Source organism: Halorubrum yunnanense, from assembly GCF_026586675.1.
Classification (GTDB): domain Archaea; phylum Halobacteriota; class Halobacteria; order Halobacteriales; family Haloferacaceae; genus Halorubrum; species Halorubrum yunnanense.
Genome location: NZ_JAODIX010000020.1, coordinates 1 through 21475 on the forward strand (window position 1 = coordinate 1; position 21475 = coordinate 21475).

The 21475-nt window shown below is 61.1% G+C and carries 18 protein-coding genes and 1 pseudogene; all 19 read left to right on the forward strand.

Translation table 11 applies throughout. The features are described 5' to 3' along the window. Nucleotides 1-76: 76 nt before the first annotated feature. A complete protein-coding gene (locus tag N5096_RS16315; RefSeq protein WP_267663224.1) occupies nucleotides 77-208 on the forward strand; it encodes an exodeoxyribonuclease VII small subunit in 132 nt (43 codons plus the stop codon). Nucleotides 209-429: 221 nt separating this feature from the next. After that, entirely contained in the window at nucleotides 430-708 is a 279-nt protein-coding gene (locus N5096_RS04890) for a hypothetical protein (RefSeq protein ID WP_256403867.1), read from the forward strand. 6 nt (nucleotides 709-714) lie between these two features. Then, entirely contained in the window at nucleotides 715-1134 is a 420-nt protein-coding gene (locus N5096_RS04895) for a DUF7985 family protein (RefSeq protein WP_251331444.1), read from the forward strand. A gap of 27 nt (nucleotides 1135-1161) precedes the next feature. Further along, a complete protein-coding gene (locus N5096_RS04900) occupies nucleotides 1162-2895 on the forward strand; it encodes a DUF8186 domain-containing protein (protein ID WP_267663210.1) in 1734 nt (577 codons plus the stop codon). Then, entirely contained in the window at nucleotides 2892-3722 is an 831-nt protein-coding gene (locus N5096_RS04905; RefSeq protein ID WP_267663211.1) for a hypothetical protein, read from the forward strand. Before N5096_RS04900 ends, N5096_RS04905 begins: the two co-directional genes overlap by 4 nt. Nucleotides 3723-3724: 2 nt before the next feature. Continuing rightward, nucleotides 3725-4786 (forward strand): TrbL/VirB6 family protein, encoded by a 1062-nt coding sequence (locus tag N5096_RS04910; protein ID WP_267663212.1) that lies wholly within the window; start codon nucleotides 3725-3727, stop codon nucleotides 4784-4786. Nucleotides 4787-4792: 6 nt separating this feature from the next. Continuing rightward, the gene (locus N5096_RS04915) at nucleotides 4793-5914 is read left to right on the forward strand and encodes a TraC-like domain-containing protein (RefSeq protein WP_267663213.1); all 1122 of its coding nucleotides are present in this window, start codon (nucleotides 4793-4795) and stop codon (nucleotides 5912-5914) included. Continuing rightward, nucleotides 5898-8132, forward strand: coding sequence for a VirB4 family type IV secretion system protein (locus N5096_RS04920; protein ID WP_267663214.1), 2235 nt, complete (start codon nucleotides 5898-5900; stop codon nucleotides 8130-8132). Before N5096_RS04915 ends, N5096_RS04920 begins: the two co-directional genes overlap by 17 nt. Continuing rightward, entirely contained in the window at nucleotides 8125-11949 is a 3825-nt protein-coding gene (locus N5096_RS04925; protein WP_267663215.1) for an ATP-binding protein, read from the forward strand. The genes N5096_RS04920 and N5096_RS04925 overlap by 8 nt, the downstream gene beginning before the upstream one ends. After that, complete coding sequence (locus N5096_RS04930) at nucleotides 11946-12830, forward strand: bifunctional DNA primase/polymerase (RefSeq protein WP_267663216.1); 885 nt, start codon at nucleotides 11946-11948, stop codon at nucleotides 12828-12830. Before N5096_RS04925 ends, N5096_RS04930 begins: the two co-directional genes overlap by 4 nt. After that, nucleotides 12827-14350, forward strand: coding sequence for a primase-associated protein (locus N5096_RS04935; RefSeq protein WP_267663217.1), 1524 nt, complete (start codon nucleotides 12827-12829; stop codon nucleotides 14348-14350). Before N5096_RS04930 ends, N5096_RS04935 begins: the two co-directional genes overlap by 4 nt. Nucleotides 14351-14609: 259 nt before the next feature. After that, nucleotides 14610-16100: a pentapeptide repeat-containing protein gene (locus N5096_RS04940; RefSeq protein ID WP_267663218.1), complete on the forward strand. Its 1491-nt coding sequence runs from the start codon at nucleotides 14610-14612 to the stop codon at nucleotides 16098-16100. A 923-nt stretch (nucleotides 16101-17023) separates the two neighbouring features. After that, nucleotides 17024-17462 (forward strand): annotated as a pseudogene (locus N5096_RS04945) (DUF8030 family protein). 217 nt (nucleotides 17463-17679) lie between these two features. After that, nucleotides 17680-17970: a DUF8069 family protein gene (locus N5096_RS04950; protein ID WP_267663219.1), complete on the forward strand. Its 291-nt coding sequence runs from the start codon at nucleotides 17680-17682 to the stop codon at nucleotides 17968-17970. Beyond that, nucleotides 17970-18305 (forward strand): DUF7558 family protein, encoded by a 336-nt coding sequence (locus N5096_RS04955; RefSeq protein ID WP_267663220.1) that lies wholly within the window; start codon nucleotides 17970-17972, stop codon nucleotides 18303-18305. The genes N5096_RS04950 and N5096_RS04955 overlap by 1 nt, the downstream gene beginning before the upstream one ends. A 49-nt stretch (nucleotides 18306-18354) precedes the next feature. Beyond that, nucleotides 18355-18954, forward strand: coding sequence for a DUF7437 domain-containing protein (locus tag N5096_RS04960; protein WP_267663221.1), 600 nt, complete (start codon nucleotides 18355-18357; stop codon nucleotides 18952-18954). Next, on the forward strand, nucleotides 18951-19460 hold the full coding sequence (locus N5096_RS04965; protein WP_267663222.1) for a PIN domain-containing protein: 510 nt from the start codon (nucleotides 18951-18953) through the stop codon (nucleotides 19458-19460). Before N5096_RS04960 ends, N5096_RS04965 begins: the two co-directional genes overlap by 4 nt. Before the next feature lie 588 nt (nucleotides 19461-20048). Then, entirely contained in the window at nucleotides 20049-20948 is a 900-nt protein-coding gene (locus N5096_RS04970) for an OB-fold nucleic acid binding domain-containing protein (protein ID WP_267663223.1), read from the forward strand. A 223-nt stretch (nucleotides 20949-21171) separates the two neighbouring features. Further along, the coding region (locus tag N5096_RS04975) for a homing endonuclease associated repeat-containing protein (RefSeq protein ID WP_379789985.1) at nucleotides 21172-21475 on the forward strand (304 nt) is incomplete at its 3' end.

The window sequence follows — 21475 nt, forward strand, 5'->3', positions numbered from 1 at the left end:
GGGTTAATCTGGCGGAATATTACAGTAAGAGCGTCCGAGACCGTCGTCACTAGGCGGCAAAACAAGGCAAGAGATCATCGACCAGCTCGATACGGATGATGTATCACTCGAAAAAGGTGAGGAATTACACAAAGAAGGAAAAGTTCTGTTGAACGAAATCCGTGAACAGCTCAACGAGGATGAGGGAACGATACTGGAGATTGAGTAGTCACTGAGAGGATTGGGACGGGCACCTCAACTGATCAGAAGCCCATGTTGGGTGATTCTGTCGAGACCCTTTAAGACCAGATGCTATTGTAGCGTTTATTGAAGTTTAAATTGGGATTATCTCGGATTAATCCTAGTTAACTAACGATTTCCACTTATTGCCTCAGAAGTATCGACCACCGTGCGCCAACACACAGTGTCGGTGGCCAAATTCACACAAATATGATTACCAGATCGGTGACCATCGAAGAGATTGACGACCTATACTTGATGTGGAACGACCACATCAACGCTTCAGCGCTCTATCGTCGTGCCCTCCGCGAAGAGATGGACGTTCGTGGCGTGGATCCCGACGAATTCCGAGACCTCCTCGAGCGGGCCCGCGAGCAGGGCTACACACTCGAAGAGATCGCTGAAACCACAAACCGCTTCGCTGATCTCCAGTCGCTCGTGGAAGATGCGGATCGCAAGCCGCCAGCTGGAGATACCCCAAACGAATAATTCGCGATGTCAGAGAACAAGACTCCCTCCGACTCTGAGCAAAGCGCTGAAAATCAGTCACTGTTGAACAAAAGTATCGCTCGGCAGGCGGGGCTCACGATCGTTTTCCTCAGCCTCGTCGCTGTGGAGCCAGTAGCCGCCCAAGACAACGCGGTCTGTAGCGCAGATAACCTTCCGAGCATGATTGAGGGATTCTTCCAGCTGACTACTGCGCTGGGGATCGTTGGCCTCGCCATCGTCTGGCAGGCTGACTCCCTCATCGAGATGTTCACCCTCAACCCCGAGCAGAAGAAGGGACTTAAGCGCCACAAGCGCTCCGCGATGAAGTCCGCGGTCGTCCTCGTCGTCCTTGGCCCGCTGTACACCGTCGCCGGGTCGATAATGGGTCTCCCGCTGGCAGAGTGCGTGGACCTCGTTCCCTGGTGACTACCCAGTTCCCACAACACATCCCTGATGATACGAGGAAAGCTCCCAGTATTCATCGCCGGCTTGCTCGCGACGAGCCTAGTCACGGGTATCGTCGCCGCTGACCCGCCACGACCAGGTACGGAGGGGAACGGGCTCACGGAAAATGGGTCGGCAACGCTGTGGTCACGTGATGCGGACAACTACATCAGCCAGGAGGAGTACCGCCAGCGCTACGGTGAGGACCGCTCCGCCGTCCACCAAGTCGCGAACGGGACGGACGTTACGTTCAAACGGCCGCCCGCGACCGCGGCGACGTGGACGCGGAACGACTTCGAGGACCTCAACGCCGCCGGCCCAGATACGTCCGTGCATCCGCCGCACGCGGACCTCGAGGACGGCGTCTTCATCGAGGATGCTCACGCAACGATCTTCGCGGTCCAGCCCTCTACTCGTGGCCACCTCGAGTCCGGTGAAACCCCACTCTACATCGCGCCGAATGGGACGATGCGCGGGTTCGTTGATTACCGCGTTCGTGTGCCCAACGGGAGTTCCTCCGGCAACACGACTATCTCGTGGTCGCTCACGGAGCACGAGATCGAAGAAGTCCGGTTGAAGAAGGACGGCGAGACCATCGCCGAGCGTGACGGGGCCCATACGCCTGCCCTCGACTACCAGATCGAGGACGACTGGAGTGCGAATCTCACGCTGGAAGCGGAGATTAGCGTCCGGCTGAAGAAAACGGTCAGGACCGACCTGGGTGACCGGACGGACGTCGACGTCACCTATCGGACGGAATCACGCAACGTCTCCGATTCGATCGCCGTCGAGATCTACGACCTCTCGGCGTACCCCTACTACGCCGAGTATCCGAACGGCGATGCCGGCGTGACCATCTTCCAGTCGCGGCCGTGGCAGGGGTACACGCTCACGGAGGACGGTGAGGCACGGGTCCGTGGCATCTGGCGGTTCTACACCGCTCGGAACACCAACTGGGACACGCTCGTCCGGTCGAATCGCACGGATAGCGCCACCGTCGAGTCAGACGCGATTCCGGTGTACGTCCACGCCTATCCCTCACGGATCGGGCCGCGTGCCGAGCCGGTTCGAGACGGACCGGAACTCATCGAGACCTGGGGGACTGACCGCCCGTCACCAGTCGGCACCATCGGTGAGAACATCAATATCGACATCGTCAACCAGTCGTACACGACGACGTACGGCGTCGCCGTTCGAGCCGAGAACGTAGACCGACAGGCCCTCCACGTAGGGGGAATCGTCCGGGGCGTGAATGCGTCAATCGTCGAGCCGGACGCCGGCTCCGAGCGGCAGCTCCGCCGCAGCAATCTCACGGTCCAGGTCATCCAGCAGAATCAGTCGCAAGCGACGCTCAGGGTCGAACTCCGGGACAATCAAACTGGTGCGCCGATTGCGCTCGACGATAGCCGTCAGTATCCAATCGGCGGCACCACTCGGAACGGGTACATCACGGTCGCGGACCAGCGCGTCGAGACCAACGCCTCGGGGGTGGCGATCGTGACCATCGACGAACCGGGCATCTACACGGCTCGGTACCATCCGGGCTCGTGGCTCGGTCACGACCCGGCGTACGTCAGCGATACCGCGACGGCCCGCTGGCACCCACTCGGGACGATCGACGGCTGGTTTGCGCTGGTGTTCGAGGTCGGCTGGCAGCTCCTGCCGTTCTTCGTGATGTTCTACGCTGGCAAGCGCCTCTTGCGGATGCTCGGCCCAGAAGACATCTTCGGACAAAACCCATGACTCAGGACAATCCCCACCTCAGTAGACGGACCGCCCTCCGAACAGTCGCCGGCGCCGCTCTCGTGAGCGTGGCCGGATGCCTCAACAACGACGATTCCCCGGGTGGCGGGAACTCAACACCGTCTGATGAAAGGGGAATCATCCAGCAAGTCACCGTAGAGGAGACAGAACTCGTCGTTGAATACTCCTCAGAAGAGGGAGTCGACCAGATCAACCTCGTCCAGCCGAATGGGGAGCTGTTCGGTCAACGAGAAACCGCTGCTGGGTCACAACAGGTCTCTTTCGAGATCGGAACTTCCTATGAGCCTGGAGAGTATACTCTCGTGGCTCTCAGCGGTGAAGAAACGCTAGCTGAGAGTTCCTCACTGATTCAGCCGGAAATTGGAATTCAAGAGGTCGGTCTTTACCGGAATAACCCTGAGAAGCCGTGGGACGAAGTCTACGGAGACACCGAGACGGATCGGCTAAAGAACGGGGAAGCGTACGTCACCGTCGAAAACACCGGAAGCGGACCAGAAGCGATTGTTGAGTTAATTTTCTCCGGTGATGTTCCAAACCCTGTCGAAGATCCCCAAGGTAGCGGGATGTATGAAACCGAACAGGTGGTGATCTCGCCGGGAGAAACTACCGACCTGTTCAGTAGTTCGTTCCCGTTTGGTTCTGAATCTGAGGAGGGAATGGGATGCTCCCCGGACGGGAACAGCGGCCAGTTCACCGTCACAGTCCGAACCCAGGTTGGCGGCGACCAGGTATCGAAATCCTTCGATGTACAGTACTCCGGATCCACGGAGATGAGTGACTGCGAGGTTTCAATCACGGAGGCCTAACGATGGTGGACCTGATAGACGTCGTTCTCGAGGGATTCAAAGACGTCGTCGATTGGTTCATCGGTCTGTTCATGGACGGGCTTCGGTCGGGGTATCAGACGCTGACCGAAGAGATGTTTGGCACTCCGACTCCCCAGACTGACGGGACGTTCATTTTCGGAGAACCAAGTAACGCCCCTTGGCCAGCAATCCAAGAAGGGCTCATCGGCGGCGAGATCATGTTAATTTCTCTGCTGCTACTTGTGATGAGCGTTCAGGGACGACACACCATCCGCATCTTCAATATCGGGAGTGCGTACGAGGCTCGGAAGACCAAGAAGACTGCCTGGGTCGGAGCCTTTCTGATTATTACCTGGTACTGGATTGGGGCGCTCGCGCTCTACCTTGTTGATGGGTTCACGATTGCCCTGATGCCGGAACTGTCCTCGCTGGGCTCTGCTATGTTGCAGTTCATAACGGGGTCGATTACCAACCCCGGTCTTGGTCTCCTCTTTGCTCTTATCGGAGGAATTTCGATGTGGGCACTGGAGGCGCTGTTCTACATCCGGCAGATTCTCCTCTACGTCTACCTGTACGGGATGCCCATTGCGTTCGCCGTTGCGTATGGTAATATCCCTGTCCTCTCTGATGTCGCGATGGGATTCAGCAAACGGTTCGTCCCGTTGGCCATCCTACCCCTGCCTGCAGCGATAGTCCTCAAAGGATACGATCTACTCTACTCTGGAGGGGCGTTGACGCCGGGATCAGCGTTCCTCAAGTATCTCGTTGCGGCTTCACTTCCCCTCGTTGCACTCTATGTGACGTGGAAGACGTTCAAGTACGCGACCCCACTCACGGCGAAGGTTCTCGGTGGTGCGACGAAAGGAGCGGCCCTCATCGGCGGTGTCGCCGCTGGAGCCTACATCGGCGGCGCCGGCGTCGCCACGACGGCGGCCCGGTGGGGACCGAAGGCCGCAGCGGGACACGCTGTAGCGCAGAAAGCAGCAGCCCGGGGCGCGAATAGCGACGAAGACAGCGGGACGCCGTCCTACCGGCGGACCGAGAACGATCCTAGAAGCTACTAACAACCTATGTCCATCGACAAAGACGCAGCCGCACGGCGTATCATGGACCAGTTCGGTGAGGAGAGTCGCATCCCCTACCTCAACATCGAGGAAGGCGACGTCGGCGTCCTGATCGCCTTTCCGATCGTCGGCCTGTTCATCGCCGGCCTCACCGGCATCGAATCACTTGCCCTGCCGTTCGTCGCAGGTGGGTTCGGGTTCGGCGTCGCGATCGTCTACGTCTCGCCCGACCACCTGAACGCGTGGACGTGGACGAAAGACGTCTATCGCTACGTCAAGCGCCCCCAGATCACGTTCAGCGCCCCGGAGGAAGCCGACAGTAGTACCAATGAGACAGAGCGCAACGAGGGCGGGCTCGCGAACTACACGCCATTCAAGCCCGACGAGCGGACGCAGGACCTCACGAATATCGAGCGGGCGTGGCCGGGCGCTGGCGCGATCCAGCGCGCGGACGGCACGATGGAGGCGTTCATCGAGATCGACCCCGGCAACATGGACTTCGCGATGTCCGACAACTGGGCACAGCTCCAGGACGCCGGCGAAGAGTTCGCCAACAAGGAACTGGATTCGAAACTCAAACTTCACGCCACGACCCGCTCGTTCCCGGTCGAACAGATCACCGAGAACATCGAAGACCGCCTGAACGACGAGGACGTCAAAGAAAATCCGATCTTCCGGGAACTCCTCGAGGAGTATCGGGAGACGCGGCCGAAGGAGATGCGAGAACGGGGCATCCAGCAGGTGCGGTACTACATCGGCGTCGAGGTCACCCCGCTGGAGGTCTACGACCGCTTCCGTGACGAGGGGACGCCGGCTGAGAAGCTGACGCAGTTCCCCGTCATCGGGTTCCTGTTCAACCCGTTCGTGACCCGCCGCGAGGATCTCACCGACGTCGAGCGCCGCGCACAGATGTTCGAGAAGCTGGATAGCCGGGTCAACGATGTGCGGTCGGAGTTCATCCAGCAGGCCTCCGGGTGGTCCGCACGCCGGCTCAGCACGGTCGAACTCTTCGTGTTGAATATGGACTTCTGGAACGGCCGCGAACACGAGTACGACGACGCAGAGAGCGTCGTTCGCGAACAGCCCATCATCGGCCACTCGCGCCGGGAGGATGCCCACGATGCGTAACCTCGTCCTCCAGACGGGCAGCGGAGCCGTCGGCCAGCTCACGGAGTGGCTTACAAACCCAACCTCAGCTGAAGGTGCGGCTCTCTACATTCTGCTCGCGGTACTGGTCGGGATCGGCGGGAAATTCCTCTGGGACTGGTACACTGAAGACGACGAGGAAGAGGTCGAGTTCTCGGACCTCCTCGACGAGGAGACCATCGAACAGGGCGCGGCCGAACGCCAGCTCCTCGACGACATCGCCGAGTCACACAAGACGGTGACGGCGCCGGCGACGATCGAGTGGGAGACGCGCGCGGCACGGGTCGGCGAGCAGTGGACAACGACGCTGTACATCGCTGACTACCCGGACTACCCTAACGACGGCTACCTCTCCGAGCTCTTCGAGATGACTGACGTGCAGTTCGACCTGACGGCCCACATCACGCCGAAGAACCAGGAGCGGGCGCGGAACGAACTGCAGGATATCGCTGACGACCTCCAGGTGGATGCTGACCTCGAACAGAGCGTGCGGAGTGCCTACCTACAGGAACGCGCCAACGAGGCCGCAGCGACGTACAAGGCCGTCGAGAATGGCGCGAACGTCTTCGACCAAGGGATGTTCATCACGGTCAGAGCCGACGAGAAGGAGGACCTCCGGGATGCCGTCCAGAAGGTCAAGAGCGCGCTCCGCGACGATCCGGCGAACCTCACGCCGAAGACGGCAATCTGTCGGCAGGATCTCGCCCTTCAGTCCGCCGCACCCATCGGCGACAACGAGTTCGGGCGGACGTCGATTGCGCTCGGCGGCGCCGTCGGCGCGTTGCTGTCCTCGCCGCACAACGCGACGATCCTCGAGGAGGGCGGCGTCGAGTTCGGAATCCACAAGGACAACCAGAGCCCGGTCGTCATCGACCCGTTCGCGCGGGACAACGGCTACGCGATGTTCACCGTCGGTGACACAGGGTCGGGGAAGTCGTTCAGTTCGAAGCAGAACTTCATCCGGTCAATCGAGCAGAGCAAGGACCGCATCGGCATCATCCTCGAGCCGCTGAACAACTGGGCCGGCGTCGCGGAAGCGCTCGATGCCAAACGCATCACGGTCGGCGGGACGCTCGGACTGAACCCCTTAGAGATTCGGGAGACGCCCGAGCACGTCCAGCGGGCGATGGGCGAGGACGCGAGCCCGTTCAACGAGAAACTCGACGACGCGATGAGCTTCCTGACGAACTTCTTCGCGCTCCGCGGCATTTCGTTGGGTGACCGCCGAACGACGCTCGAACTCGGGCTCAAGCGAGCGTACAAGCGCAACGGAATCACCGACGATATCTCCACGCACGACAATCCGAGCCCGACGATTCGGGATATGATGGACGTCTTCGAGGACATGGTTGACGACCCCGAGGAGTTCGTCGTCCGGTCTGACGAGGAGGCGGGGAAGATCAAGGAGGACGCGACGTGGCTCCTCGACCAGCTCCGCCCATTCGAGAACGACGGTCGGCACGCCAACCTCGGCCAAGAATCGGACTTCGACATTCGAGACGAGAAGGTGATCTACCTCGACCTCGCCCAGCAGGAGGGCAGCGTCGACAGCAGCACGGCGCTGACGATGCAGCTCCTGATCTCGCTGGTGTACGAGCGCGCGAAAGTCTCGGAGAAGGAGGTCGTGTTCTACATCGACGAGGCGCGTTACATTATGCAGGACGCCGCGAGCTTGGCGTTCCTTGAGACGGTGTTCCGCCACCACCGGCACCACGACCTCTCGATCCGGCTGGTCACGCAGACCGTCGACGAGTTCTTCGAGCACGCCGAGAGCGAGGCCATCCTCGACCAGTGTGCGGTCAAGCAATTCCACCGTCTCGATGGGATGGACGAGGAATGGGCCGACGAGTTCGGCCTGAACTACGCACAGATGCGGTTCGTCCAGGACGCCGTGCCTGGCAACGAGGACGCCGGCTTCTCCGAGGCGTTGGTAGGCGTCGACGGCGAGTGGCGCGGCATCCAGGTCAAAGCGATGCCCAAGGAGAAGCAGGTCATCGACTTCGACCCGACCTCCCAAGTTCGGTCCTCACTCCCCGGCGCCGGCGACGACGCCGTCGATACCGAGATGCAGGAGTTCCAGGAAGAGCTCGAACACCAAGGAACGAACGGAACGAACGAAACGAGCGAACTGAACGAGGAATCAGACGCCGTCGAAGCTGAGCCAGACGGCGGGTCGACGGAGGAGACCAACGATGGCTGAGTACCTGCGCGTCACGCCGACATCCGAGCGACTTGACCCGGAGAGCATCTCCCGCGTCCTCGACAGTCTCCACAAGCTGACCACGCCCGGCTCGTCGGGCCTCGGGGCGAAGCTGAACCCGCTCCACAGTGAGACACCACCCCGATTCGAGTTCCTCGCGATCAGTGATGGCCCGGACGACCCAGTAGAATTCTTCTACGGGGCCGATGCCCATCTCGATACGCTCGAGAAGCGCCTCCGCTCCATCTATCCGGCCACGTTCGACATCGAGCGCGTCGACGTCGACGTCGCTGCCCGGCTCATTCAGTCAGTCGAGTTCACACCGGAGGAATTCGCCGAACACTACGAGACCGGGCGGCTGCAGTACGAGTTTGGCCCGGCAGAACAGTACGGCATCGTCGACGAGGAATCAGCGGACTCCGAGTCAGCCGAAGCAGATCCCGTTGTCGACGGCGGTACGGCAGCCACGAGCGTCCCCGATCATCACGTTACTGTCGGGGACTCGGCCCTCGAACTAGCGCCGCCCGATGCACTTCCAGACGACGAGGCAGAGCGACGGGCCATCGAGCAGCCGACGATGACACCGGCGGGAACGATTCTGGCTCGCCCGGCCCAAGACGCTGTCTCGCCGCTCGGTGTCCGGTGGTGTGGCGCCGCGTCACGGAAGCAGGATTGGATGACCTCGCTGACGCCGTTCACAGCGGAGGAAACGAACGGCGATCTCTCGTCCGTTGACGAACCGGGCGCAGCGCTGGCATCGCTGATCGACCATCTGATGGAGGCGACAGCGCCGACCGCGTTCCAAGTCGTCTTCCAACGGCGTGCCAGCTGGCAGTCCGACGCGGAGGTACGGAAAGAGGACCTCGTCGACGGCCGGGATACGTTCTTCCAGGAGGTCGTCGGGTCGTTACTCGAGGTCGAGGATCAGCGGAGCGACCAGGACGACCGGCAGCTCAGCGAGGCCGTCGAGAAGCGGATCGAGTACATCGACGCGAAGAACGCCAAACGGTCGTTCACGGTCAACATCCGGGCCGTCGGCGTCCCCACCGACGACACCCGCGACGACCTCGATGGCCGGATGGACTCGCTCCTCCCCGTGTTCGACCCGCTCGATGGACCGTTCTACGAGGTCGAGGGGCAACGCCTCCGAGACAGCGGCTTCCGTGAGAAAACGAAGGAGAAGAAGGCACGGGCCGATCTCCAGCGCCTCCTCAATCGCGAGTTGACGACGGGCCGGGGGAAGACACGCCCCGAGCTGGTCCTCTGTGGAACGGAGCTCGCGAACTTCGTCCTCGTCCCCTCCTCCGAACAGTTGACCGTCGAAGGGACGCGGGGAACGAGGGCCGAACAGCAGAGTCGGAACCCGCTCCCGTGGCCGAATCCGGATCTGATCCAGCAGTTCCAGGACGGGATGGCCATCGGCTATGCGCTCGACGAAAACGGTGAGCCACGACCAGACCCGATCCGGGTCCCGCCGGACCTGTTGCCGACGCATTACGGCCGGTTCGCGTCGACAGGTGGCGGGAAGTCGAAGGCCATCATCAACGACGCGCTCTCGCTCCGTGAGACGACGGGTGGCCCCGTTGTCCTCGTCGACCCGAAGGGGGACGGAATGTGTGAGAACTACCTGCGCTGCCACTACGAGCGGTTCAGTGGCCTCGACGACGTCTACCACTTCCGCGTCCCGGAGACAATCCCCGCGTTCTCCTTCTTCGACATCCGGCCTGCGCTCAAGGCGGGTCGCAACCGAGAGGACGCGATTCAGGACAAGGTCGACCACTTCCACGACATCCTCCGGATGATTATGGGCCGCGAGCAGTACGGCCAGGCGTTCGTCGCGAACGAGATCCTGAGCTACCTGATCAAGGCGCTGTTCGACGAGGAGTACGGGAGCGACGTGTTCGGGCTGGACGACCTCTTCGCCGCCACGCTCCGGATGCAGCGCGACCAGACGATTCCCCCGGTATCAGCGGACAACCAGAACATCGAGGAATCGCTGACGCGTCACTTCGCGAAGGACAACCACCAGTTCCAGGTGTCGATGGACGCCGTCGGGAATCGCCTCGACAAGCTCAAAGAGGACGCGCATCTCCGGCGGATCTTCAGCCACGTCCCCGAGCAGAACGACGCTGGCGACTACGTCGACAACCGCTTTGACTTCCGCGAGTTCCTCGACGAAGACGCCACCATCATCTTCGACCTCGGCGACCTTCGCCCGGAAGCACAGCGAGCGATCACACTCCTGCTGTTGAGCAATCTCTGGGATGCGGTGCAGGTACGCCGGCGCGACGGCCAGACCGACTATGAGAAACTCACGAATCTCATCATCGAAGAGGCGGCGCCAGTCGCGTCGACAAAGCTCGTCTCCGAGCAGCTACTGCCGCAGGGCCGATCGTTCGGGCTGAGTATGGGGCTCGTGATGCAGTTCCCCGAACAGGTACGAAATCGGAACGAACGAGCCTACGACGAGGTGCTGAACAATATCAAGACGAAGCTCATCGGCAACATCTCGATCGAGCGTGATCTCGCAGAGTCGCTCGCGCACGAGGACCTCAGCCCGACCGAACTCCGCAACCGAATCAACACGCTCCCAAGTGGCGAGTGGATCGCCCAGCTCCCGAGTCCGTCGTTCGGGGAGACTGGTCCGCCGCCGTTTTCGTTGAAGCCCCTCCCGATTACACCGGGGCATCCAGAAAGCGATCAGCCGCTCACAGAGCCCCAGGAAGACCATTTCGAGTCCGTGTCCCGGCCACGGATGGTCGAGCGGACACAGGCCCAGTACGGGCTGACAGAGCCGACTGAGGTGAGTACTTCCCCAGAGGAGACTGTCTGGGGGAGTTCGGGGGGTGAGACGACGGAATCGGCTGCCGACGGCGATGCAGCGACCAACCCGAAGCAATCCGCGTTCATCAGCAAATCGACGACCGAGGACTCATCGACGTCGACTACCCAGCCCGAGACGGACAGCGACCCAGATGCAGACGGGGCAGCGATGAGTCCCCTGTTCGGGCAGGCCACCGAGACGGACGAGGAGTCAGCTGGTGACCAAGCAGCGCAGCCGGAGAACGGGGCAACGCCCGTCCAGGAAAGCAGCGTGCCCGTCCCCGATGACGAACTCCGCCAACGCGGGCTCAGTCGAGACGACGTCCAGTTCCTGAATCGGGTCCTCGACGTGATGAACCGAGAGGACGACGAGTACACGCTACTGGACAGGATGAGCCAGCTCCGGGACGAATACGACGACCTCCATATGGAGCAGCTCACAGAACAGGACCTCCTGGAAGCGGACTCCGCGGCGGGGCGCAAGTACTACACCGTCCTCCCGGACGGTCGAGACCTCCTCGGGAAAGAATTGAAGGCGGGGCCAGGAGCGGGGGATCTTGGCGAGAAAACGCCACACAAGGTTGGCGTCCGGCTCCTCGAGCTCTGGCTCCAGCAGCGAGACGACGTGGTTCGCGTGGAACCGTACTACGAAACCGACGACGGCACCGTACTGGACGTGGCCGGCATCGACGAGGACGGCGATCTCGTCTGGGCCGGCGAAGCAGAGCTCGCGAGTAACAACCGGCACGCCCCGGTCGAGGATTACGACAAACTCAGCGCGGTGGACGCCGACGCGATCTGGGCCTTCAACAATCGCGAGACGGCGCTCGACGTATTGGAGAGCCTTGCCGACGCGGATCGGATCGACGAGCGGGTCAGCGGGCGGGCGGCACGGTCGTTCGCGACCATCAGAGACGCCGTCGACGACCTCGATGCTGCGGGCCTGACCACCGTTCGGGGCTTCAAAAATCTCGATCAAGAGCTCAACCAATGACCTGGCGACAGGCGACCCGCGAGGAGATTTACGCCTACTACGCCGAGGAGTTCCCAGGCTATCTGGATGACCTTCCGGAATTCATCACGGCGACCGGCCCGAAACAGTACGCCATCGCCTTCCGCGAGTCCCACCCGGTTCGCAAAGACGAGGTGCCGGACAAGGAATTCATCCGGCGAGATACGTGGCAAACAGATGCGTCGGGCGACCGAACGACGCCCGAATTCGACGACTTCGAGGACGTTGTCGAGTTCATTCGACACCCAGCTCGCAACGACCCACTGGGGCGGAGCGAGTTCGCGCTTGCTGATCCGGGGGTGCTGGAGCAGCCGGACCCACGGCCAGACGCCGTGTACTACGCGCTGGATCACTGGGAACGACCCTGGGTCCTCCTCGTCGACATCGACGCGAAAGAGATCGCCCGAGACCGAGCGGACGAGATGGTGTCGGCGGCCGTCGATGATCAGGACAACGATGCGCTCCTCGACGCCGCCAGAATCCTCGACGCTGCTCCCGAGGGGTATCCGTACGCCTTCGAAGACGTCGACCGCGCCATCGAGTACGGATTCGAAGTGCGCGACATCTTCGAGGACGATTTCGACGCCGAGGAGACGATGGTCGTGTACAGCGGGCAGGGGGTCCACGTCTACCTGCTGGATAGCGACCCGGAGCACCGATACGACGAGCAGAGTCGCGAGGTGTTGAACGACCTCCTCCTCGAGACGTACGACATCCCGATTGATCCCGTCGTGACGGCCGACCGCCGGCGTGTCGCTCGCCTACCCTACTCGCTGCACGCCGACGTCTGTAGCATCGTTCAACCAATCGAGAGCCCGGCGTTCGATGTTCGGTCGGCGACGCCCGAGGTGATCGGCGAATGAGTCCGAGTACGCCCACCGACGACAAAGACATGGCGTATCGGGTTGCGGCACTCCCGTTGGAGTACGGTGAGACCCGCATCAACCAGCTGTTTACGCGTGGCTACAACCGATACGTCGTCGACGGCGAGGACCAACCCGAGGACCTCGTGAACGACGTCGAGCGGTTCGGGACGGCGGCGTTCAAAGAGCAGGTTCGTGCCGATGCTGCCGAGGAGCCGTTCGTCGACGAACCGGGGACGCTCGCTGTGCTCGCGACGCTGAGTGCGATCTGTGTGAAAGCACACCCGAAGTTCGAGCACGCGTCGCCCCGGAACATCCAGGTGCTCTACAACATCCGAGAGCTGTACGTCAACAATCTCGCCTCCCTCATCCGCGCCCACGGCGATGGGTCGCTCCAACAGGACATCGCCGACGTGCTGTACAGCAAGGAGCCCGGTGAAGATGGCCCGCATCCGGGTCGGGTCTGTACGGGCATCACAGAGATGCCGGGGTTCGGGGATGGCCTGTGCCTCGAAATCCCGATGGCGGCGGCGTCACGCAAATGTCTCGTTCGGGAGGACGAGTCGTCGACGGGGAGTGACAATGGCGGAGAGATACTGACGCAAGTGAAGGACAACAATCTGTACGTCCCGGTCGGTGATTTCGACAGCAAGTATCGGGACTACGCTGAGCGGGCGTTCAAGAAGCTCCTGCGGGTGCAAGAAGACGGGCTCTCCGACGACCAGCTGACGTGGCTGGCCACGAACGAGTCGGCGATCACGGAGCGGATCGACCGCTTCCTCGAGACCGGCCATCACGAGCGTATCTGGCGGAACTGGGACCGTGGGGAACGGACGATCCGCGTCCTCCGACGGGCCCTGAGTGACTCGCCCGACGACGTGGCGCAAACGGGCGAGTTCCACACGGCGAAAGAGCTCTATCGAGCGGTTGAGGCGTACGATGCCGAGGACGACTGGGAATCATCCGTGACAGATTGGATCTCGAGTCCGAGCAGTCTCGCGAAGACGCTGGCCGACCACGAGTCCCACTCAGCAGTCACGATCGACCGCGACGGGCGCGTCAATACGTACCGAATCGGGCGAGCCGGAACCGGCGCCGAACAAATCGAAGTGGGAGAGATCGAGGATCTCTTCGAACTCCCCTGTATGGCGAATATGGAGAAGCGGCTTCATGAGAAGAAGCCGGTGCGAAAGGACCTCTACAACTTCGCGCGGATGGTGATGTGGCTGCCGCAGTACCAAGACAGCAGCCTCGACGAGATCGTCGCGGACCTCAAGGACGTCTTCTCCCGGTGGCCATGGTACGACGAGCAGGAGACCGAGTACCAGGTTCGCTACGAATTCTCGAACACCATCGACGGCGACACACCGTTGCCGATGAACTGCGATAACGACGATCTCCAGCGCTACTGCATCGGCCAAGACCAGTGTCCCTACTCGATCTGGGGCAGTCTCCCGTTCTCGGACGAGATGTACGAGCAGGTTGAGGAGGAATCAGCTGGGCCTACTGAGCAATTCTGAATCATAGACTCTCCCGAATCTATCGGATCCTTAGATAGCGATTGGTTTGGCGACCCTGCTGATATGAGAGAGCGGATAGACAATCGCGTTGAATCGCTCAGTACAGGGAACTCACGTACCGATATCCAACGCCGATTTCTCCACAATATGTCAGTAGCGGCGTGCGAGATACAGAGGGTTCATTCAGCAACCTACCGACTCTAGTGTGATATCTCTAATGAATAAAAAGCATTATTAATCTAAATGGCTTGTTACACATATGGGAAATAAGCTAAATCCACAAAGAGAGTGTCCAGAATGCGGTGATACAGAATTTGAAGAAGTAGAAGATGAGTCAAAAGAGTTAGTGTGTGCTAACTGTGGCTTGATACATCCCATAACAGACAAGCCGATAGATGAGACTGATATAGAACCAGGAGCCGATCTCGCTGGACTGGATCTCTCTAGACTAGACCTCTCAGATGCTGACCTCACGGGTGCCGATCTCTCGAATACCAACCTCTCGGGCACTGATTTTTCAGAAGCCAAACTCAGGGGCATTAACCTCTCAAATGCCGTTCTCGTCTCTGAGGGATTCGCTTTTGATAATATGAACTTTCAGAGTGCTGACCTCACTGATGCTGACCTCACTGATGCTGACCTCACTGAAGCTGACTTTTCTGATGCCGATCTAACTGACGCTGACCTCACCGACGCCAACCTCACCGACGCCGACCTCCGGGGAGCTGATTTCACTGATGCCGACCTCACCGATACCATCCTCACTGGAGCCTCTCTTTCCGAGGCCATCGTGACAGAGACTCAACTCGCAGGCGCACAGTTTGAGTACACGGTACCACATGATGAAGAGATATCCCCGACCGACATTGGTGCAGAAGCCGTCCTCTCTGGAGGCGACCTCTCCGACGCTGAGCTTTCAGGCGCCAGTCTTATTTACGCCGACCTCTCCGACGCCGACATTTCCAGCGCCAACCTCACCGGTGCAGATCTTCAAGATGCCAACCTCTCCAGTGCCACCCTTTCTGACACCGACCTCTCCGACGCCGACCTCTCTAATGCTTCTCTCAGAAACGCCGACCTCTCCGACGCCGACCTCTCCAGCGTCAGCCTCACCGACGCAGATCTCCGAGATGCTGATCTCTCCGGTGCCACTCTTCCCAACGTCAATCTCCAAGATGCTGACCTCGTCAACGCCGATTTCTCCCACGCCGACCTCTCCAACGCAGTCTTCTCTCAAGCCGAATATCCGGAGATAACGTGTGCAAATCTCGAGGGGGCTGACCTCTCAGACGCCGACCTCTCCGACGCTTACCTCTCAAACGTTCCTCTCCATAATACTAATCTCCAACGCACTGACCTCTCCAACGCTGATCTCTCCAACGCTGATCTCCCTGACGCTAATCTCGAAGGCGCTGACCTCTCCAATGCTGACCTCTCCAACACTGATCTCACTAACGCTAATCTTCAATGTACTGACCTCTCTGGCGCCAACCTCTCTAGCGCTTGTCTCTCTAGTGTCTCCCTCACCGACGCAGATCTCCGAGATGCTAATCTTTCCGGCGCAAACCTCAGAAAAGCAGACCTCTCTGATGCTGACCTCTCTAACGCTACTCTTAGAAGCGCCGACTTCACCGATGCCGACCTCACTGGTGCTGACGTCCCCCCTGCCAATCAGTGTCACGCCTGTGGCTACCCGCTATTAGCACACGGAAAACCGAATTTTTGTCCTGACTGTGGAGCTGAGTTATGACTGGCCTCATCTGGTGTCTCGTCTGCTGAGAACGACAGTTGTGTAGGTCACGTAGTTGGCTGTAGCCTTGATGCTTCATGTAACGATTTATCTAATAGAGTGGTAACAGACTTCAGGTTCCATATTGAGAATCCGATGCTTGGTCGGCAACATTAGTACCCTGAGTACCGGTTATGATTAATCGTGACGAGTGTTGAATATGCGCCCTGTATCTCGCACAGGTAGCTGAACCTCTCTTTGAGCTGGCAGAATTTTCAGCAGTCAATACGCACATTTAATTAACGGGAAATATTTTATGTGAAATGTGAAATAAACACCGGCAGCTTTCTACATTTACCCCCTGTATTCAGCAAACCGGTTATGTGAGTTGGGAGGGTTTCAGCAGAGCCACTCGCCTCAGAATTTCGAAAATTACACTGCGGCTAGAGTCAGGCTCTTCTGAGCTCTCGTCGAGCAATTTTCAGGAGCTAATACGGCCAGAATCGAGAGAATAGGGAAAATTCCACGATTTGAGGTGCCCAGCAGAAGAACCTCGAGAGATATACAACAGGTGAAACAGCGGTTCCCGAGTATCCAGATACGCCCGAAATCACCTCTTTTACCCCGCTGTCGAGCAATTTTTCAATTCACAGGATTATCCCAGAACTCGTCGAGGTACTTTCTACGCCCTCAAATCGGCCCGACGAGGTTCTTCTGTAATTTGAGCCCGCTATTCCGCCTTGCATATCGCGGATTTCATCCAAAGAAAGAGGCGATATACAGTGTGCGAAGGCCGCCGGCTCTCTCAGGCCGAGGGGCCGTCACAGGGGTAGCGGAACTTCGGACATGTCAGAATTAACGCATAGGTTGAGCGGGTGCGTTTTGGTGGTGTCTATCGCCCCCGCGAGGGGGTGGCGGGGCGCAACACGCGCCCCCGATAGACGATGGCTTCGGAACGACGCAGCAAGACACGAGCAGCGGATCACGCAGTAACCACTCCCGACGATGAGGCGCCGTGGGCGGACCTCGAGATGGCGGTCCCGACTGACCGGGATCACGCGTCGGTCGTCGCGCTCGTGGAGTGTGCTCTCGTCGAGCTCACACACGAGGCCGTAGGTGCCGTCTTTCATCTCCCGGCAGGTCGGGCGGTCGACGCGGACGCAGTACGTCGCCGACGACGTCGGCGAGCAGTTCCAGAAGCGGCACTTCGACGACCGGCTGGGTTGGCACGAGACCACCGTCCCTCGACGAACCGTTCGCGACGAGCTCATCACCCAGCTCTCGCGGTCGGCGTCGACGTCGGCGGAGCGATTAGGTGAAGGAGCAACCAGCGAGCCAGACACCTTCGTCGTGAAGCCAGTTCGAGAGCTCCGAACGCCGTAGGGACGAGGCTTAACCAACATCCCGACCAATACCGGCACAGTGTTGGTTAACGGTGGGGCTGGATCCACTCCCTCGCCGCCACCCACCGCCCGACTCCTCGAGTGAGTGTATCCTGGCGGCCGGGCGATCCGAGGAGGTGCCGAATCTGTACGCCATGAACTGTTTGTCGGCGCCGGAAGGCGTACAGCGCGCAACAGCGTGCGCTGCGTGACTCACCATGCCGGGTCCCGATCCGCACGACGACACGAGTCGCGAGTACGAACAGTTCGAGAAAGAACTGCTCGCCCAAGACCGCGACGCCGCCGGCGGCGACACGGCGGACGTCGACGACAGGACGGCCCAGCACCTGGTCAACGACCTTGTCGACGCGGACGTCGTCACTCCGGTTCCCGAGGACAAAGTTCTGGTTCACGAGCCGAGCGGCACCACGTTCGACTCATCGACGCAGTTGGCCGTCTTCCACCGTGGCTGGACGGCCGGCCGCGACGCCGACGCGGAGGCCGAGTGATGCAGCAGACCCTCGTCAGCTGTGCGTTCTGTGATGCCCCGCCCGGTACCGAGACTGGCGAGGCCCACACCTGGGGACAGGACGAGCAGGTCACCCACCCGATCTGTGTCGACTGCGCGATTCAGACGGAGCCGGATCCCGAGGCGCGCGATTACGTCGCCTGTGACGGCTGTGGACTGGTCGTCGACACACTTGCGGCACTCACCCGGTTCCGGGTCGAACTGGGGCACCTGGAAGGCCCGTTACAGCTGTGCGCCCGCTGTAGTCCGGGCGGACTCGCGACGTACTGGACGCGCGACCTCGAGGAGCATCTGGTCGCGACGCCGGCGGAGTGACCCAAACACTTTTTACTGTTTCGCTGTAAACTGTAATCAAGAACGACCCGTGTCACGCACCTCGAATCGTACTGATGGCGACATCATCCGCGACTTCCTCTCGGTTGCGGAACTCCTTGAGGAGCCGCAGCTCGCCCAGCTGTACGCGTACCTCGCCCGGGAGCGGGACGCGACCGTTCAGAACGTGATGGACGACCTCGAGCTCGCCCAGGGGACCGCCTACAGCTACGTCAACCGGCTCGTCGACGCCGGCGTCGTCGACATCACCGACGACGAGCAGCCGCGGCGGTACGCCGCCCGGGAGATCGACCTGACCGTGACGACGGCTGCTGGTGACCGCGAGTACACCATCACGCCGGCGCTGATCGACGCCGTCGGCCGCCGCGAGACGGACGCCGACATCGACACGTACATTGACCGGCACGGCGTCGCCGGCCTCGCGACCGCGCTTACCTACGCGGTCGCTCGGGAGCGCGGCGAGGTGACCCACCGGCTGATGGCGGAGGACCTCGACATCTCGCCGCTGGCGGCAGAGATGATCCTCCAAGCGCTCCGGCCTGTCGTCCACAAGCACTACGACATAGAGGAGGCAGGGGCGGGACTCGACGAGTTGGATATCGACGACGGCGACGCGGCTGACGACGCGTGAGCCGGCTCCACATCGCCGACACCGGCCTGTTCGTCGCGATGGGACAGCCCTCGAACAGCCGCTACAAGGCTGTTCGCCGATTCGCTCGCCGGAACGACATCACCTTCGTCCTCCCCGAACGGGTGTACGAGGAGCTGACCGTCGACGACCCCGACATCGAGGCGCCACCCATCGACACCGCGATCGACGAGGGCTGGGCGACGGTTGCGACACCGTTGGAGTTCTCCGAGCCGGTCGTCTCGCGGGTGATGGATGGCGTCCAGCGGTACATCGCGAACGCCGACGACCGCCCTGCCGACGAGGTCGAACGTGCCGACCCCGCCCTCGCCGCCATCGCTGCCCAGTATCTCAGTTCGGGGTCGACGACCGAGGTGTACATCTACACGACCGATATCGCGGCCAGCGAGGGGGCCGAAACCGTGCTCGCGAGTGAGGGGTACGGTGACTCGGTGACGTTCGTGAACGGCTTCCGGTTCATCGAGGACCTGGTCGCCGGTAACAGCTGACTGATTGCTAATCTGATTCGGTGGGAGAGGACCCTCGAAAGCCCTCGGCCGCTCGACGTCCCGCGACCGCCGCTGCGCGCCTCGTGGCTGCGGTGCTTGCGGGGTCGGGGGACGGCCGAGGCGGCCTCGCCCTTTCTGAGTCCACCAGGACTGTAGATGGCTCACCGAGCGATGTGGCCGGCTGGACAGGTGTGTACGTAGCGGCCCGCCCCGCTCGCCGCTGCCGCCCTCCGTGTCGCTCGCGACCGACCATTCCGGGCGTGCGGGCGCTCTCCGCACCGCCCGCGCCCGTTCCGGGCTAAAGTGCATGTGCCCTCGGCGCCAGCGGGTAAGCGCGAGGGGTTGCGCGGCGTGGCTGCTCACCCCCCACGCTTACTCCGCTGGCCGCTCGCTCCGGGCGGGTCGGCGCGCGGTGCTGGTTGGGGCCACCTCATGCAGGCGCGCTCTCGCTCGCGCCCGGTAGGGCGCTCGCGAAGGCGCGAGCGAGAGCGCGCAGATGGTTCTGTCGGTCGTTGTCGTCGGAAACCGCGATGTAGGAGCATCGCGGTGTCGGCGCGTGAGCGCCTTCACAGGTACGGTGAGTACCCAATGTCTAGTACCAACTCGAGTCGCAAGGTCGTTACGGTGGATGAACAGGCATTCGAGAAAGCGGGCAGTCAGGCGGTCGATGAAGACGGCTTCCCAGTCGTCGACGAGACGCCGGAGTTCGAGGCCGCGGTCGAGCAGGAGACGCAGGCGAAGGTGGATGCGAACCACCCGGACGGGATCGCGGACACGAGTGAGGACCGGATTCACGGTGTCACCCTCGAACAGGAGGAGCGCATTCAGGCGCGGGAAGCCGAACTGGAGCGCATCAGTGCCCAGGCTGAGCTGGGCACGCAGGAGGGTCGCGAGCAGCGCACGCGAGAGGTCGTCGCGCAAGGGAGCAAGCAGCGCCGGCGGGAGTTCCAGAAGCGGGCCGCGAGTGTGGACCCGAGGGTCGACCCCGAACGGGACGACCCTCGAGTGGAACTCTCCCAAGATGAACTGGCGACGGTGAACACGGAGGCAGATCGACTCGCGACGCGGGTGGATGGCTGGTCGCGTGCGGCGATCAGTCGACGCCTGGCCGAAGCGGTCGTCGACGGCCGGGACATGGCAAGTGCGGTCGTGCGGGTGTTCGGAGAGTTACAGACGGCGCCGGGACAGGTGGTTCCCATCGGGAAGCTCGAGGACATCGATCGCAAGGAGGTGAGCATTGAGGGTCGTGTCAAGACCCTCTGGGATCCATCTCATCCGAGCATCGCTCAAGTTGGACTCATTGCCGACGAGAGTGGCCAAACCCGAGTGACAATCTGGAAGGCCTCAGAGGCACCGTGGATCGCGGAAGGTGAACGTGTTCGCATTCACGGTGCAGCCCGGAATTGGTACGAGGGTCGCGTCTCCTTGGCCGTCACCGGCTGGAGCACCATCAACTTCCCTGAGCGCGGCCGCTGGTGGGAAGCATAACCAATTGACGGAGACTTCTTTTTTTGTTGGGTGCCGGACCGGCCCAAGCCCCACCGCCCCACCCACCGCTCCGTGCTCGCTCCCTGCGGTCGCTGCGCGCGCAGCCACAACCTCGGTTACGGGTCCAACATTTATCAGTAAAACCGGGGGAATCGGTGTGCGACCCGAGTGTGTTTCTCCGGCCCTGTGAGGGGTGCGGGCGCACGAGCGCTCGGGAGTACGTATGGAGATCGAAGGCGACTACACCTGTGACATCTGCGGGGAATCGTTCGACAGAAACGTCGATATTGCGGGGCATATGCGCGCTCATCAAAGGTCGATTCCTGCTGAGACGATCATCGACGAACTACGACGCATCGTTGATGAAAAGGGTCGGCCGCCAAAGGAATCCGAGCTTGGCGAGGAAGCCGAATTCACGGAAGGCGCCGTTAGTTCAACGTTCGGCAGTTGGAGTGAGGGTGCCTTGTTGAACGCAAGACTGCGTCGGGGTGGGGTCGATAATTCACGGTTTTACCGCGTCAGAGACC

Bases quoted from the DNA above. Each gene is read 5' to 3' on its own strand.
- N5096_RS04940 (WP_267663218.1), top strand. From the start codon at position 14,610: ATGGGAAATAAGCTAAATCCACAAAGAGAGTGTCCAGAATGCGGTGAT.
- N5096_RS04970 (WP_267663223.1), top strand. From the start codon at position 20,049: ATGTCTAGTACCAACTCGAGTCGCAAGGTCGTTACGGTGGATGAACAG.
- N5096_RS04900 (WP_267663210.1), top strand. From the start codon at position 1,162: ATGATACGAGGAAAGCTCCCAGTATTCATCGCCGGCTTGCTCGCGACG.
- N5096_RS04895 (WP_251331444.1), top strand. From the start codon at position 715: ATGTCAGAGAACAAGACTCCCTCCGACTCTGAGCAAAGCGCTGAAAAT.
- N5096_RS04930 (WP_267663216.1), top strand. From the start codon at position 11,946: ATGACCTGGCGACAGGCGACCCGCGAGGAGATTTACGCCTACTACGCC.
- N5096_RS04915 (WP_267663213.1), top strand. From the start codon at position 4,793: ATGTCCATCGACAAAGACGCAGCCGCACGGCGTATCATGGACCAGTTC.
- N5096_RS04910 (WP_267663212.1), top strand. From the start codon at position 3,725: ATGGTGGACCTGATAGACGTCGTTCTCGAGGGATTCAAAGACGTCGTC.
- N5096_RS04935 (WP_267663217.1), top strand. From the start codon at position 12,827: ATGAGTCCGAGTACGCCCACCGACGACAAAGACATGGCGTATCGGGTT.
- N5096_RS04890 (WP_256403867.1), top strand. From the start codon at position 430: ATGATTACCAGATCGGTGACCATCGAAGAGATTGACGACCTATACTTG.
- N5096_RS04925 (WP_267663215.1), top strand. From the start codon at position 8,125: ATGGCTGAGTACCTGCGCGTCACGCCGACATCCGAGCGACTTGACCCG.
- N5096_RS04920 (WP_267663214.1), top strand. From the start codon at position 5,898: ATGCCCACGATGCGTAACCTCGTCCTCCAGACGGGCAGCGGAGCCGTC.
- N5096_RS04950 (WP_267663219.1), top strand. From the start codon at position 17,680: ATGCCGGGTCCCGATCCGCACGACGACACGAGTCGCGAGTACGAACAG.
- N5096_RS04905 (WP_267663211.1), top strand. From the start codon at position 2,892: ATGACTCAGGACAATCCCCACCTCAGTAGACGGACCGCCCTCCGAACA.
- N5096_RS04955 (WP_267663220.1), top strand. From the start codon at position 17,970: ATGCAGCAGACCCTCGTCAGCTGTGCGTTCTGTGATGCCCCGCCCGGT.